9 protein-coding genes are annotated in these 15,002 nt (G+C 73.6%); 4 read left to right on the top strand and 5 right to left on the bottom strand.

Annotated features, from left to right (window positions below; genetic code table 11):
- The first annotated feature begins 21 nt into the window (after positions 1-21).
- A complete protein-coding gene (locus ACIO3O_RS32275; protein ID WP_401752073.1) occupies positions 22-465 on the top strand; it encodes a MaoC family dehydratase N-terminal domain-containing protein in 444 nt (147 codons plus the stop codon).
- A 28-nt stretch (positions 466-493) separates the two neighbouring features.
- Here ACIO3O_RS32275 and ACIO3O_RS32270 read toward each other — a convergent pair whose 3' ends face one another.
- Positions 494-2,050: a tryptophan 7-halogenase gene (locus ACIO3O_RS32270; protein ID WP_401752072.1), complete on the bottom strand. Its 1,557-nt coding sequence runs from the start codon at positions 2,048-2,050 to the stop codon at positions 494-496.
- Between the two features lie 248 nt (positions 2,051-2,298).
- On the opposite strand from ACIO3O_RS32270, the gene ACIO3O_RS32265 reads away from it, so the two are divergent.
- Entirely contained in the window at positions 2,299-2,736 is a 438-nt protein-coding gene (locus ACIO3O_RS32265) for a hypothetical protein (RefSeq protein WP_401752070.1), read from the top strand.
- A 118-nt stretch (positions 2,737-2,854) separates the two neighbouring features.
- Here the strand turns inward: ACIO3O_RS32265 and ACIO3O_RS32260 are convergent, their stop codons facing one another.
- Positions 2,855-5,887, bottom strand: coding sequence for a BTAD domain-containing putative transcriptional regulator (locus tag ACIO3O_RS32260; RefSeq protein WP_401752068.1), 3,033 nt, complete (start codon positions 5,885-5,887; stop codon positions 2,855-2,857).
- Between the two features lie 268 nt (positions 5,888-6,155).
- Between ACIO3O_RS32260 and ACIO3O_RS32255 the strand changes: the two genes are divergently transcribed.
- Positions 6,156-8,333: an MMPL family transporter gene (locus ACIO3O_RS32255; RefSeq protein WP_401752066.1), complete on the top strand. Its 2,178-nt coding sequence runs from the start codon at positions 6,156-6,158 to the stop codon at positions 8,331-8,333.
- A gap of 93 nt (positions 8,334-8,426) precedes the next feature.
- On the opposite strand, the gene ACIO3O_RS32250 is transcribed toward ACIO3O_RS32255, so the two are convergent.
- Both ACIO3O_RS32250 and ACIO3O_RS32245 read right to left on the bottom strand, forming a co-directional pair.
- On the bottom strand, positions 8,427-9,980 hold the full coding sequence (locus ACIO3O_RS32250) for a DEAD/DEAH box helicase (protein ID WP_401752064.1): 1,554 nt from the start codon (positions 9,978-9,980) through the stop codon (positions 8,427-8,429).
- Between the two features lie 261 nt (positions 9,981-10,241).
- Positions 10,242-10,445, bottom strand: a complete 204-nt coding sequence (locus tag ACIO3O_RS32245; protein ID WP_189825182.1) for a cold-shock protein — start codon at positions 10,443-10,445, stop codon at positions 10,242-10,244.
- Between the two features lie 306 nt (positions 10,446-10,751).
- On the opposite strand from ACIO3O_RS32245, the gene ACIO3O_RS32240 reads away from it, so the two are divergent.
- The gene (locus ACIO3O_RS32240) at positions 10,752-12,749 is read left to right on the top strand and encodes a DUF4855 domain-containing protein (protein WP_401752063.1); all 1,998 of its coding nucleotides are present in this window, start codon (positions 10,752-10,754) and stop codon (positions 12,747-12,749) included.
- 110 nt (positions 12,750-12,859) lie between these two features.
- On the opposite strand, the gene ACIO3O_RS32235 is transcribed toward ACIO3O_RS32240, so the two are convergent.
- The coding region (locus ACIO3O_RS32235; protein WP_401752061.1) for a D-alanyl-D-alanine carboxypeptidase at positions 12,860-15,002 on the bottom strand (2,143 nt) is incomplete at its 5' end.

Genomic DNA, 15,002 nt, shown 5'->3' with positions numbered 1-15,002 from the left:
TCCGCACGCCTTGGAGTCGTCATGCCGCTGGACCCCGCCTTCGCCGGACGCGTCTATCCGCCCACCGCTCCGTACGAGGTGGCCCGCGAGAAGATCCGCGAGTTCGCGGCGGCCGTGGGCGCGGACCACCCCGCGCACCACGACCCCGGGGCGGCCCGCGCGCTGGGCCACCGGGACGTGCTGGCCCCGCCGACCTTCCTGGCCGTCCTGATGCAGCACGCCACCGACCCGGTGGTGCACGACGCCGAACTGGGCCTGGACTACGCGCGGGTGGTCCACCGCGACCAGCGCTTCGTCTTCACCCGGCCCGTGTACGCGGGGGACGTGCTGCGGCTGGTGGTGCACATCGACGCGGTGAAGGCCCTCGCGGGCAACGACGTGCTCGACCTGCGGGCCGAGGCGCGGGACGCGGCGGACGAGCCCGTGGCGACGGTGTTCATGTCGCTGGTGTCCCGCGCGGCCTGACGTACCGTCACCTCGCTTGGCTGCGCGCTCACTTGCCGTGCAGGCGCGCCAGGTAGTCGCTGGCCGTGGGCAGCGTCTCGCCCAGGATGCGCTGCTGCCGGGCGACCCGCTCGAACTGCGTGTCCGCCTCGCGGCGCTGCCCGGGCAGGTGGGCCAGCGCGGGCGGCGCCACCGGGAGGGCCGTGTCGAAGGCCGTCAGCAGGGCGTACTGCCGCACCTCGTGCGCGCCGGGCAGCGGGAAGGCCCCCCGGTGCGCCGCCATCCGGTCCTGCACCGCGGCCGACACCGGCAGCGCCGACTGGGCCCGCCACCAGGGCGTGTCCCTGCGGGGTGCGGCGGCGTGGTGCAGCTGGACGAAGTCCCGGTCGGCCTCGTGCCGGAGTTCGGCCGCCCGGTTGTAGCGGGCGGCCGGGAGCTCACGGGCGGCCGGGGACGGGAAGTGCGTCACGAACAGGCGCAACGCTTCCAGTACGTCGCTGACGTGCGCGGTGCTGTCCAGCGGCTCCACGACGTGCGCCGCGTTCCCCACCGCCAGGACGTTCTTGACCCAGGCGCGGGCGCTGCGGCCCTGCGGCAGGGCGTGGTGGCGCAGGTCGCCCTCCTCCGGGTCGAGGCCGCAGAGCGCGGCGAGTTCGGCGGCGGCGTCCTCGGGCCGGGTGAAGGCACTCGCGTACACCCGGCCGATCCCCGTGCGGCCCGGCAGCGGCATCCGCCACAGCCAGCCGTCGGGGGCGGCGACCAGCGAGGTGTACGGGGCGACGCCCGCCGGGTCGGCGGGCGCGGTGAGTGTCACGACGCCGTCGCACAGCAGCCGGTCGCCGTCCCCCGCCCGGGGTTCGCCGAGCGCCCCGGCGAGCAGGGCGGCCGGGGTTCCGGTGCAGTCGAGGAAGAAGTCGCCCGCCACCCGCAGGCCGTCGGTCGTGACGACGGCGACGACGTACCCCTGGGCATCGCGCTCCACCCCGCGCAGCGTGCCGCGTGCCGTGCGCACGCCCGCCCGCTCGGTGCCCAGGCGGCGCAGATACGCGGTGAACAGCGCGCCGTCGACGTGCCAGCCGTAGCGCAGCGCCGCCCGCCCGTCCAGCCAGCGCGGCGCCTTGCGGGCGTCCAGCAGCGGCGGCTCGCGGAAACAGGCGCGGTCGAGGGGTTCCAGGGTCTCTCCGGCGCTCCGCCGCCCCGACCAGAAATACGGAAGTGGGAATTCCGATATCGGGGCCCCGCTTCCCCCGACGGGGTCGTAGAAGCTGTCGGGGCTGCCGTTCGCCCGTTCCCGGTCGGCCCACTGCGCGGGGCCCCCGGTGCGCCAATTCGCATAACGGGCGGCGACCCGGAAGGAGGCGTCGCAGGACCGCATCCAATCGGACTCCTGAATTCCGATCCGGTCGAAGAACTCGTCCTGGGTCTGCGGGGGCAGCGCCTGCACACCACCGGTCGCGGCGACGTCCCGCGCGTACGTCCCGGGCTGCCCCGCTTCGAGGACCGTGACCTGCACCGTCGCCTCCAGGACGGTGGCCAGGTAGACGGCGCTGAGCCAGCCGGCCGTGGTGTCGCCCACGACGACGACGTTTCTGATGCGGCTTTCCATGCCCCGATGCGATCCCCGGGGTCTACAAAAAATCTCTGCCGGATCTCTGCCGGACCTCTGTCGGGCTGGTCTTTCGGCGGGTCTTTCGCCCGTCCCTTCGCCCGGCCGGAGCGGCAAAACGATTTCGAAAGAGCCCGGAAACCGGTTCTCCCTAATGTTCTGTCCGTACCGAGGAGCCGCGCCGAAGGCGAGGAACCTCGCACCGGACAGAAGCCGGCCGCACCCGGCCGCACACTCAGGGGGACACCATGAAGCGCACTGCTCTCACGTCGAAGGTTCTTGCTCCGTTCGGCGGGCTGCTGGCGGGGGCGGCCCTGCTCCTGACGGCGACCGGTGCGCTCGGCGGCCTCACCGCCTCCCCCTCCGACAACGGCCCGTGGAACGTCCGGGCCGCCGCGCAGGACGACCCCTGGACCCGCCCGGCCCCGGCCCCGAAGCCGACCCCCCAGGACGACCCGTGGACCGCCCCGAAGCCGACCGCCCAGGACGACCCGTGGACGACCCCGAAGGCCTCGCTGAAGGCTTCGCCGGCCTCGCTGAAGGACGACCCGTGGACGGCCCCCAAGCCCACCACGCAGGACGACCCGTGGACCGCGCCCAAGCCCTCGCTCAAGGACGACCCGTGGACCGCGCCGAAGCCGACGACCGTCCTGGACGACCCGTGGACCGCCCCGAAGCCCGCCTGATCCGACTCCGGCCCCGCACGACACCGCCCCGCCCCGTGTTCCGGGTGCGGGGCGGGCCCGTACCCGCTCCTGCTACGGCTTGACGAGCGAGTGCGGGGCGGGCCCGTACCCGCTCCCGTTACGGCTTGACCAGGGCGAACAGTTCCTCGCCCGGCAGCGGGTCCGTCCCCACCGCCCCCAGCAGCCGCTCCGCGCGCTCCCGCCAACGGCGCCCCGCGCCCACCTCCGTGAAGAGCCGCGCCGCGTCCCGTATCCCCCGCACCCCCGCCTCGCGGTCGCCGCGCAGCGCCACCAGGCAGCCCAGCACGGCCGCCGCCCGCCCCTCCAGGAACCGGTCCGGCACCTCCCGGGCCACCTCGATGCCCTCGCGCAGGGCCGCCTCCGCCTCGGCCGCCCTCCCCTGCTGCCACAGGGCCTCGCCGAGCGCCCGCAGCGCGTGCGCCTGGCCCCGGCGGTCGCGGGTCCCCCGCACGAGCTCCAGCGCCCGGCGGCACGCCTCCTCCGCCCGGCTCCCCTCGCCCAGCCCGGTCAGGGCCTCGGCGAACCGCACCGAGCTCTGCGCCTCGCCGCGCCCCGTGCCCAGGGCCCGGCAGCGGGCGATGGCCTCGGCGGCCAGTTCCAGGCTGGTGGCCGCGTCCCCGCGCTCCAGCTCGATCTGTGCGAGCAGCCCCAGGACGTACGCCTCCCCGTACCGGTCGCCGACCTCCCGGAACGTCACCAGGGACTCCCGGCCCCGGTCCGCCGCCAGGTCCAGCTCGCCCCAGTGGCGGGCGCACAGCGCCATGTTGCGCAGCACCAGGGCCCGCCCCTGCTGCTCGCCGCGCTCCTCGAAGAGCCGCAGCGCGGGCACCAGCCGCTCGTGCGCCCGGTCGTAGTCCCAGCGGACGATGTCCAGGGTGGCCAGGGAGTGCAGCATCGCCGCCTCGCCCAGCGGGTCGCCCGCCCGCCGGACCGCGGCCAGCGACAGTTCGGCGCACCGCCGCCAGTCCTCCAGGAAGTCGCGGCTCTGGAAGAGGGTGACACTCGCCGTCGTCAGCGCCCAGGCGTACGACGCGTACGACGCACCGCCGTCCTCGCCCTCCGGGTCGCTGCGGGCGCTCTGCGCGACCTGCTCGACCAGCCCGGTGATCGCCGCCCGCTCGGAGTCGAACCACTCCATGGGGGCGGCCAGCAGGGCCTCCACCAGGTGCGCGGGCAGCGGATGCGGCGAGGCCTTCGACCGTACGACGGTGAAGTCGCCGCCGTAGACCCGGCGGTGGGACTCCTGGGCGAGGCCCAGCCACGCCCCGCAGGCGCGCCGGACCGCGTCCCGCCGCTCGTCCTCGCTCTCCTGCTCGTACGCGCATTCGCGGGCGAACAGCCGCACCAGTTCCTGGAGGCGGTAGCGGACCTGCCCGTCGGCGCCCGCCCGGCGGGGCTCCAGGAGCTGGGCGTCGACCAGTTCCTCGATGAGGTCCTCGGCGTCGACGGGGTCGATGTCCAGCAGCGCCGCGCCCGCCCAGGCCGCGAAGTCGGGTACGGACAGCAGCCCGAGCCTGCGGAACATCCGGGCCGCGTCGGGCGCCAGGTCCCGGTAGCTGAGCCGCAGTCCGGCGCGGACACCGCGCTCGTCGGGGCTCAGCTCGTCGAGTCTTCGGCGCTGGTCCTCCAGCCGCGTCACCAATGTCCGTACCGACCAGTGCGGTTTGGCGGCGAGCCGGGCGGCGGCGATCCGCAGGGCAAGCGGCAGCCGGTCGCACAGCGCGCCGAGGCGGGCCGCGCCGACCGGGTCGGCGGTGACCCGGTCGTCCCCGGCGACCCGGGCGAGCAGCGCGGTCGCCTCGCTCTCGTCGAGGGCGCCGAGGTTCAGCGACTGGAAGGAGTAGTCGCCCGCGAGCCCCGCCTCCATGGCGTCGCGGCCGGTGACCAGTACGCAGCTCTGCCCGGTGCCCGGCAGCAGCGGGCGGATCTGGGCGAAGGAGCGGGCGTTGTCCAGCACGATGAGGACCCGTCGGCCGTCCAGCACGCTGCGGAACAGGTCGGCCCGCTCGTGCCGGTCGGCGGGGATCTGCGGGGCGGGTACCCCGAGCGCGCGCAGGAAGCCGTCCAGGACGGCTTCGGGGCGGCGCGGCGCCTCCTCGCCGTCGTAGCCGCGCAGGTCGGCGAAGAGCTGGCCGTCGGGGAACCGGGCGGCGACCTGGTGCGCCCAGTGCACGGCGAGCGCGGTCTTGCCGACCCCGCCGGTCCCGGCGACGGACCCCACCGGGAGCGCGCCGCCGCCCAGGCGGTCCAACAGGCGGTCCAGCGAGGCGAGTTCGGCGGTGCGTCCGGTGAAGGAGGCGACGTCGGAGGGCAGTTGGGCGGGGACGGTGGCCCGGGGGGCGACGGTGACGGTGGCGGAGGGCGTCGGCGCGCCCAGTTCCGGTGCGTCGGCGAGGATCGACTCGTGCAGCTCCTGGAGGGCGGGGCCGGGGTCGATGCCCAGTTCGTCGGCGAGGCGACGGCGTCCCGTGCGGTACGTCTCCAGGGCGTCCGCGCGCCGCCCGGCCCGGTACTGAGCGAGCATCAGATGCGCCAACGCCTGCTCCCGCAAGGGGTGTTCGTTGGTGAAGGAGGTCAGCTCGCCGAGCAGGTCGCGGTGGTTGCCGAGCTTGATGCGCAGGCCGGTGTACTCCTCGTACACATCCAGCCGCAGGGCCTCCAGCCGGGCCGCCTCGGCCTCGACGCGCTCCGCGCCGATGCCCTCCAGGGCCGGGCCGCGCCACATCGCGAGGGCCTCCTCGAAGTGCGCACACGCCTCCTGGGGCCGGTCGCCCCGGGCGGCCGCCCGGCCGAGCGCGGCACTGTGCTCGAACTCCGCCGCGTCGATGCGGTGCTCGCCGATCTGGAGAACGTACCCGGGATGACTCGTGACGAGTACGTCGTCGAGACCGGCCGCCCGCTTGAAGGTCTTGCGCAGGGCGGAGACGCAGATGGCTATCTGATTGCGCGCGGTGACCGGCGGGCTGCCGTGCCACACCGCGTCGGCGAGCGCGTCGACGGAGACCACCCGGCCCGGGGAGAGCAGCAGCATCGACATCAGACTGCGCTGCCTGGCCCCCTGCAACGGCAGCGGGATGCCGTCCGCCTCGATCTCCAACGGCCCCAGGACCCGGAAGACCACTTGCAGCACCGACGCCCCCATTTCCCCCTGGCTGCAACGTCCCCCGTTGCCGCCTCCGTTGTCCGACCTGGCCCCTTTTCACCGAGTCCGACCGACTCGTCACCGTACCTGATCAAGATGTCACCACTGTGGTCACAACATTTACCAGACGCTGCAAGTTCCTTGATAGGAGCGGCTTCTACCTTCGGCCGTCCGCCGGTGGTCCGGCGCGATCCCCCCACCCCACACCGGCGCTTGCGGATGTGCGGGAACGTGAGACGAACGAAGGAGCCCCCCCATGTTCGGACGGATCGGACGGTTCGCCGTCCGCCGCCCCTGGACGACCGTCGTGGCCTGGCTGCTGGCCGCGGTGGCGCTGGCCGTGCTGGCACCCCAGTTGAAGGCGACCAGCGACCAGGCCGAATTCCTGCCCTCCCACTACGAGTCCGTACAGGTCGCCGCCCTGGAGAAGAAGGCCTTCCCGCAGCACGGACAGCCCGCGGCGATCGCGGTGTTCCAGCGCGCGGACGGCGGGAAGCTGACCGCCGCCGACCTGGCCGCCGTGGCGAAGACCGCCGCCGGGCTCACCGCCCGGGGGCTGGAGCGGGTGAAGGCGGTCCAGACCGGCCCGCAGGCCCTCTCCCCCAACGGGAAGGTCGCTCTCGCGCAGGTCGTCGCCACCGTCAAGGACCCGGCGGACCTGAAGCTGATCGAGTCGATGCGCGACCTGCGCGCCGACGCCAAGCCGCTGCTGAACGGCACCGGCCTGACGATGGGCCTCACCGGCAACGCCGCGATCTCGCTGGACTCGATGGAGTCCGCGGGCGACACCGACGCCATGATCATGCTGGCGACGCTGGTGCTGATCGTGGTGCTGCTGCTGGTCATCTTCCGCAGCCCGCTCATCGCGGTGCTGCCGGTCTTCCTCATCGCGGTCGCGTACGTGGTGGCCACCGGCCTGATCTCGTTCGCCGCCGACCTGGGCGGGCTCCAGACCGACGCGTCGATCTCGGCGATCCTGATCGTCGTCCTGTTCGGCGTCGGCACCGACTACATCCTCTTCCTGCTCTTCCGCTTCCGCGAGCAGCTCCGCGAGGGCACCGCCCCCAAGGACGCCATGCTGAAGGCGGTTTCGGTGGTCGGCGAGACCATCGCGTCGGCGGCGGGCGCGGTGATCGTGGCGTTCCTGGCGCTGCTGCTGTCCAGCATGGGGATGCTGCGGGCGATGGGCCCGGCACTGGCGATCGCGGTCGCGGTGACGCTGGCGGCCGGACTCACCCTGGTCCCGGCGGTCTTCTCGATGCTGGGCACCAAGGCGTTCTGGCCGTCGAAGTCCTGGCAGCGTCCGGCGAAGAACCGGCTCGCCCACGCCACGGGCCGGCTCGCCGCGAAGCGCCCCGCCCTGGTGGCGGCGGTGTCGGCGGGGCTGCTCGCGGTGCTGGCGGTGGGCACGTTCGGCTTCCGGGCCGAGTTCGACGGGGCGGCCTCGATGCCGCAGAACCTGGAGTCGGTGACCGCGGCGAAGGACCTCCAGAAGGGCTTCTCGGCCGGTCAGACCGACCCCACGACGGTGTATGTGCGCTCCACCGACAACAGCCCGCTCGACGAGCGGGAACTCGCCGCCTTCCGCGCCCGGTTCGACGGCGCGAAGGGCGTCGGCACCATGTCCCCGAAGGCCGCGCTGTCCGCGGACCGCACGGTCGCCCAGTACAGCCTGGTCCTCGCCTTCGGCCCCTCCGAGGAGCGGGCGATCGACCTGGTCGACGGACCGCTGCGCACCCTGGCGCACCGGGCGGCCCCGGCGGGCACGACCGTCCTGGTCGGCGGCACGACCGCCCTGCTGGCGGACGTCCGCACCGCCGTCACCCACGACTACCGGCTGGTCTTCCCGGTGGCGGGCGCGGCCATCATGCTGATCCTGGGTCTGCTGCTGCGCAGCGCGGTGGCCCCGCTGTACCTGATGCTGGCGGTGGGCCTGGGCTTCGGGGCGACGCTCGGCGCGACGGTCTGGCTCTTCCAGGACGTCAAGGGCGAGAACGGTCTGCTGTTCACGCTGCCGGTGATCGTCTATCTCTTCGTGGTGGCGATCGGCACCGACTACAACATCCTGATGGTGGCCCGGCTGCGCGAGGAGATCCGCGCGGGCGGCTCCCCCCGGGACGCGGTGGTGCGGGCCGTGGCCCGGTCCGCGCCGACGATCGGCGCTGCGGCGGTGATCCTCGCGGGCACCTTCGGCGTGCTGGTGCTCGCGCCGAACTCGATGCTCCAGCAGATGGGCTTCGCGGTGGCGTTCGGCATCCTGCTGACCGCGTTCGTCATGGCGATCCTGCTGGTCCCGACGCTGACGGCGCTGCTCGGCCGGGGCGCCTGGTGGCCGGGCCTGCGCAAGGCCCCGGCAGCCTCGGCGGACACGCGTTCCGCCGCCCCGGCTCCGGCTGCCGCGCAGGAGCGGCCCCGGGAGCACGCGGGAGTGTGACACGGACCGGCCCGGCCGTCCCCTCGCGGGGGCGGCCGGGCCGGTCCGTGTCCGTACGGAATTCCCTGCGGAAATCCTTGCGGCGAACCCGGCTCAGGAGGCCCGGCGCACCGCCGCCGCCTTCCGGGCCGCTGCCATTTCCGCGCTCTCGCGGCGGCCCCGGGAGGGCGCCGGGGAGCGGCGGGCGCGCGGGGCGCGGGTGCGGGTGTCGGGGGCGGTGGGGGTCTTCGGGGCGCGGACCGGGACGCCGGAGGGGGCCTGGGCGCCGGTGATGCGGGTCAGTTCGGCGTCGCCGGAGCGGACCTGGGCGGTCTCGGGGCGGATGCCCGCCTCGCGCATCAGCCGGGTGAAGTCGCGGCGCTGGCCGGGGGTGACCAGGGTGACCACGCGGCCGGACTCGCCCGCGCGGGCGGTGCGGCCGCCACGGTGCAGGTAGTCCTTGGGGTCGGTCGGCGGATCGACGTTGACGACGAGGTCGAGATTGTCGATGTGAATGCCCCGCGCGGCCACGTTCGTGGCGACAAGAACAGTGATCTCACCGTTCTTGAAGCGCTCCAGCGTGCGGGTGCGCAGCGGCTGGGACTTGCCGCCGTGCAGGGCGGCCGCGCGGACGCCGCTGGCCAGGAGGTCGGTGGTGAGGCGGTCGACCGCGTGCTTGGTGTCCAGGAACATCAGCACGCGCCCGTCGCGGGCCGCGATCTCGATCGTCGTGGCGTGCTTGTCCGCCCCGTGCACCTCCAGGACGTGGTGCTCCATCGTGGTGACCGCGCCCGCGGACGGGTCGACGGAGTGCACGACCGGGTCGGAGAGGAAGGTCCGCACCAGCTTGTCGACATTGCGGTCGAGGGTGGCGGAGAAGAGCATCGTCTGCCCGTCCTCGCGCACCTGCTGGAGCAGCTCGGTGACGTCGGGCATGAAGCCCATGTCGCCCATCTGGTCGGCCTCGTCGAGGACCGTGATCCTGACCTGGTCGAGGCGGCAGTCGCGCCGCTCGATGAGGTCCTTCAGCCGTCCCGGGGTGGCGACGACGACGTCCGCGCCGCGGCGCAGGGCGGAGGACTGGCGGCCGATCGACATGCCGCCGACGACGGTGGCGATGCTCAGCCGCAGCGCCTTCGCGTACGGGTCGAGCGCGTCCGTGACCTGCTGGGCCAGCTCGCGCGTCGGTACGAGGACCAGCGCCAGCGGCAGCTTGGGCTGGGCCCGGCGGCCGTACGACGCCGTACGGGCGAGCAGGGCCAGGCCGAAGGCGAGGGTCTTGCCGGAGCCGGTGCGGCCCCGGCCCAGCACGTCGCGTCCCGCGAGGGAGTTGGGGAGCGTGGCGGCCTGGATCGGGAACGGGGTGGTGACGTTCTCGGCGACCAGGGCGGCCTGGACGGGCGCCGGGAGGTCCAGCTCGGTGAAGGCGGTGACCGGGGGGAGCGCCGGGGTGACCGTCACCGGGAGGGCGAATTCGCCCTTCAGGGGGACGGGGCGGCGGGAGCGGCCGCCGTTGCCGTTGCCGCCGGTGCGGGTGCTGTTGTTCGTACGGGTCGTGCTGCCGCCCGTACGGTTTCCGCTGCGGCTTCCGTTGCCGGAACCGCCGCCGGATTTCTTGCCGGCGCTGGTGTCCCGGTTTCCGCCGAAGCGGGCGTAGTTCGTACTCACAAGGGAGTCCTCTCGATACCGGCACGTATCGAGGAAATCCCGGCGCACCGCGAAGAGGCGGGCCGCATTTCAAGAACGAGCCGAATGTCAATGAAAAGCAAAAATTCGGTCCAGTACGTTTGAACAACGACTGGACCGGTTTCATTCCCGGGTGGCCCGGTGTGTTCCGGGACCCGGCGCAAAAACGGGCTGGGACCCGCACCGAGGTGCGAGTCCCAGCCGCGCTTGTCACCGCTGATCAGGCACGGAGCCGATGATCAATTAGGCGGGGACGATGTTCTCCGCCTGCGGGCCCTTCTGGCCCTGCGTGACGTCGAAGTTCACCTTCTGGCCTTCCTGGAGCTCACGGAAGCCGGAGGTGGCGATGTTCGAGTAGTGGGCGAAGACGTCGGCGCCGCCGCCGTCCTGCTCAATGAAGCCGAAGCCCTTTTCCGAGTTGAACCACTTCACGGTGCCAGTAGCCATGTCAATTCTCCTTCGGGGTGAAACCCGGGGAACACACACTGTGCATGTTCCACGTCGCGCGATGATGACCCCGTCCGGGAGAAAAGCACCGGAAATACAAAAGAAAAGTGCGCCCACCGGAAACGAATGTGACGATTCCGAGGAGAGCACTTGTAAGTCTTTTCGGGAACCACAACTGCAACTGCTAATAACCGTAGCATGCCGCGAGCATTTCGGCACGGCGAGTATTCGTGCCTGTTGCACAGTGCTTCGGATACGCGGCGGTGTCGGCCGGTCCTGGCACGGTGCGGGTGGGAATCTACCCGCGTGATCAAGAAGGCAACCTTCCTCGGCGCGACGACTTTGCTGGTGGCGGCCCTGGCGGGGGCGGGCACCGGGGCCCGGACGCCCTCGACCGGTGTTCCGGCACCCGCAGCCGGTGTTCCGGCACCCGCAGCCGGGGTTCCGACCCCCGAAGCCCCGCCCGCGCGCGGCTATCTGACCCCCGCCCAGGCCGGTTTCCACCACGCGGCGCTCGTCTACCACGAGGGCCGTCGCCGCCCCGCGCACCTGGACTCCCTGGCCTCCGTCGGCTTCGACGCATACGTCGCGCTGCGCTTCGTCGCCCCGGCGACCGGCCGGTGCACCGACTACGGGGCGACGACGGCCGAGGACTGGCGGGGCCTGCTGGACGCCTGGTTCGCGGGCGGTGACCTGGGACGCCTCGACGCCGCCGTCGCCCGCGCCGGAAAGGGCCCCGCGCAGGTCGCCGTCGCCGTGCCGTGGCCGTCCCCCGAGCAGCACGCGTTCGGCCCGGCCGAGGAGGGCGGCCGGTCGCTCGACTTCCGGCGGGCACAGGACCGTACGGCAGCGGTGGACTGGTACGCACGCGAGGTCCGCGCCCGGTTCGCGGCGGCCGGGTTCCGTCAACTCCGCCTCTGGGGCCTGTACTTCATGCGTGAGGACGCCACCGGCGGCGACCCGGCCTGGCTGCCGCGGGCCACCGCCGCCGTCCGCGCGCACGGCCTGCGCAGCCTGTGGATTCCGTACGCCGACGCCCCCGGCGTGGAGGAGAGCCGGGGGCTCGGCTTCGACGCGGTGGTCCTCCAGCCCTCCTACGCCTTCACCTCACCCCTGGACGGGGGCGCGACCAGCGCGTCCCGGCTGCGTTCGACGGCGCGGCGGGCGCAGCGGCTCGGGCTCGGCGTGGAGATCGAGGCACGCCGGGGCGCCGCGGACGCGGACGGCGGGCGGCTGCTGCGGCAGTACCTCGCGGAGGGGACGGTCCAGGGCTACCGGCGGGCGGCGACGGTGTGGTTCCCCGGCTGGGGCGACACGGTGCCGTGGGCCCCGGCCTCCCCGGCCCGCCCGGCCCTGGCCGCCCATCTCGCGGGCCGCCCCGTGCCCGACGACGACCTGCACCCGCACTGGACCTGGTCCCCCGACGCCACGACGGCGCGCGCCGCCTTCCCGGCCCGGGACGGGCTGCGGGCGCTGCGGGTGGACCTGGAGCCCGGCAGTGCGGTCTCCGTCGTACGGGTCCGCACGCACGCGGCGTCGGGCGGCTGGCGGGACGCGGGCTGGGCGGCGGTGCGCCCGCCGGAGCACATCGACCGGGAGGCCCCGTCGGTCACGGTGCCCCTGACGGAGCGGCCCGGCCAGGACGGCCTGGAGGTCCGCTTCGACCGCGCCCCCGCCGCTCCCCTGCGCATGACGGGCGACACCCAGTGGCAGTGGCCGCCGGTGCTGCCGCCCGCCACCTCACCGCCGCTGTACCCGGACGGGGGCCGCCTCACGGACGGGGCATGGGCGGCGGGGGCCTGGGAACCGGCGCGCTCGGTGGGCTGGTCGGGCTGGCAGGGCGAGGCCCGCGCCACGGTCGACCTGGGCCGGTCGCGGGAGCTGTCGGAGGTGGTCCTCCGCACGCACGGGGGCGGCTCGGCGGGCGTCAACTGGCCCGACCAGCCGGTGGCCCTCGTCTCGGACTGCCCGGTGGAGGGCCATGCGGGGGCGGGGGCGCTGCCGTGCCCCGTCACGGCGGTACGGGCGGCTTCGCCGGAGATCACCGGCGGTACGGGTCCGGCCCTGGGCGGCGCTCTCCGCTTCCGGCTGCCACCGGGGGCGCGGGGCAGGTACGTCACCGTGGCGGTGGACGGGCGGGGGTGGCTGATGCTGGACGAGGTGTCGGTACGGGACGCGGCGGGACGGGAGGCGGGGAGCGGGGCCGCGTACCGGGTCTCCCCCGCCCCGAGCGGCCCGGAGCCGATGGGCGGACCGTACGGGGAGGGGGCCCGGTGCCCGAGGGAGGGCACCGGGTCGCTGTGACGGGGTGCAGGGCCCCGCACGGGACCGGGACGCCTCTCACCCCCGCACGGGACCGGAACGCCCCCACCCCCGCACGGGACCGGGACGCCCCACCCCCGCACGGGACCCTCTCAGCCCACCCGCTTCAGCTTCGCGCCGAAGCCCGGTTCGGCCAGGTCGGACTGGAGGGCGACCGGCGCGCTCTGCTTGCCCGGGCCCGTGCCGACGGTGATCTCGCCGACCACGTCGCCCGCCTTGCCCGCATGCGGGACCGGCTTGCCCGCCTGCGCCCCCAGCCCCAGTTCGACCTTCAGGCCGGGCCAGCCGATCGCCTTGAGGTCCTTCGTCGCCACCACCGGCGTCTGCCCGCCGAGCCCGTCGTCCACGTACCCGACGACATCGCCCTTCTTGACCACCTGCGCCGACGTGGCCGCGTCCTGCGCCTTCTGGATCAGCTTCAGGCTCTGGTCGATGGCCCGCTGGAGCTTCTTGCCGAGCTGGTCGCCGGTCTGCTGGTTCATCACCGCGCCGATGATCCGGTGCGTCTCACCGTCGACGACCGTGCTCGCGGTGAACAGCAGGTTGCCGCCCGCCGGGGTCGTGGAGCCGGTCTTGATGCCGTTCACGCCCGGCTTCAGCAGGATGTTGTTGTTGTTGTAGATCCTGCCGGGCAGACCGGGGATGTCCACCTGCGGCATGTCCACGATCTCGCGGAACACGTCGTTCTTCATGAGGGCCCGGCCCAGCTTGATCTGGTCGAGCGGGGTGCTGACCGTGCCCTTGTCGAAGCCGCTGGAGTCGGTGTACGTGGAGTTGGTCATGCCGAGGTCCTTGGCCGCGGCGTTCATCTTCTCCAGGAACTTGTCCTCGGAGCCCGCGTCCCAACGCCCCAGCAGCCGGGCCACGTTGTTGCCCGACGGGATCATGAGCATCATCAGCATCTGCCGCTGCGTGTACTCCTGACCCTCCTTGATCTGCGCCGTGGACTCGTCGCCCTTGCCCGCGTCCTCCTCGCCCTGCCGGTCCACCTTGATCTTCGGGCCGGTCTCCTTGCCCTTGAGCGGGTGGTCCTTGAGGATCACGTACGCCGTCATGGCCTTGGCCATGCTCGCGATCGGCGCGGGCTTCTGCGGGCCCTCGGTGCCCATGCTGCCGACGCCCTCGATCTCGATCGCCGACTGGCCCTCGCCGGACCACGGCATCTCGGTCGTGCCGCCGCCGAAGGTGTACGTCGGCTTGGCGCTCAGCGTCAGCTTCGGGTCCGGCAGCGGCCGTACGAACTGGACCACCGCGAAGATCAGCAGCAGCAACAGGACCAGCGGCGTCCAGATCTTGAACCGGCGCACGGTCGTGCGCACCGGGGTCTCCGGCGGCGCGGGCTTGTTGGTCAGCTCGGCCAGCAGGTCCAGCGGAGGCTTCGGCGGCAACGGCTGCTGCCGCGTCCGCTCGGTCTCCGGCAGCCCCGGGCCGGGCGGCGGCGGAACCGGCCGCGGCTGCGCGGCACCGGGCTGCGCGGCGGTCTCGCCGGGCTTGCGCGGCGGCCGGGGCGTGCGTACGTCGTCGGGCTTCAGCGGTACGAACTTGCTGGTCCGCTCGGCGTCGGACTCCGGCCTGGGCAGCGGCGAGGACTTCGCCGCGCCCGCGCCGGTGGGCTTGAGCTGCTGGTCGGAGGGCAGCTTGAGCATGGCGGTGGGCTGGTCGACCTCGGACGTGGCGGGCCGCCGCATGGTCGTGAAGACGGCCGTCGCCTGATCGACACCCCCGGAGGACTCACCGTCCTCCTCACCCGCACCCTTGCCGGCCCCGGCACCGGGCACGGACTTCTTCGCCGCCCCGGACGCGGCGGCATCGCCCGTGTCCGGGGCCCCCGCAGATTCGCCCTCGCCCTCGGCCTTGGCCGCGTCGGCGGTCGCGGACGTCTTCGCCGATACGGACGCGGGGTCGGCCTTCACATCCGCGTCAGCCGTGCCGGACGCATCCGGATCCTCAGCAGACTCCGCCCCGGCGGCATCGTCCGCGTCGGCGCCGAGCGCAGCCTTCTTCTTCGCCGGTACGGACGCGGAAGCCGCCTTCGCGTCCACGTCAGCCGTACCGGGCGCGTCCGGGGCCTCCGCGGGCTCGCCCTCGACGGGAACGGGCTTCTTCCCCGGCACGGAGGCGGCGGCAGCCTTCGCAGCCCGGTCGGCCGGGACGGGCGTGTCCGGAGCCTCCGTGGGCTCAGCCTCGACGGGAGCAGGCTTCTTCTCCGGCATGGAGGCGGTCTTCGCAGCCCGG

This window comes from Streptomyces sp. NPDC087440, assembly GCF_044744005.1.
In the GTDB taxonomy this organism is placed as follows: Bacteria; Actinomycetota; Actinomycetes; order Streptomycetales; family Streptomycetaceae; genus Streptomyces.
Note: the sequence above shows the minus strand (reverse complement) of the source record. Positions and strands in the feature narration are given on the sequence as shown.

Coding starts and splice junctions, on each gene's coding strand:
- ACIO3O_RS32255 (WP_401752066.1), top strand. CDS start 6,156: ATGTTCGGACGGATCGGACGGTTCGCCGTCCGCCGCCCCTGGACGACC.
- ACIO3O_RS32270 (WP_401752072.1), bottom strand. CDS start 2,050: ATGGAAAGCCGCATCAGAAACGTCGTCGTCGTGGGCGACACCACGGCC.
- ACIO3O_RS32245 (WP_189825182.1), bottom strand. CDS start 10,445: ATGGCTACTGGCACCGTGAAGTGGTTCAACTCGGAAAAGGGCTTCGGC.
- ACIO3O_RS32265 (WP_401752070.1), top strand. CDS start 2,299: ATGAAGCGCACTGCTCTCACGTCGAAGGTTCTTGCTCCGTTCGGCGGG.
- ACIO3O_RS32275 (WP_401752073.1), top strand. CDS start 22: ATGCCGCTGGACCCCGCCTTCGCCGGACGCGTCTATCCGCCCACCGCT.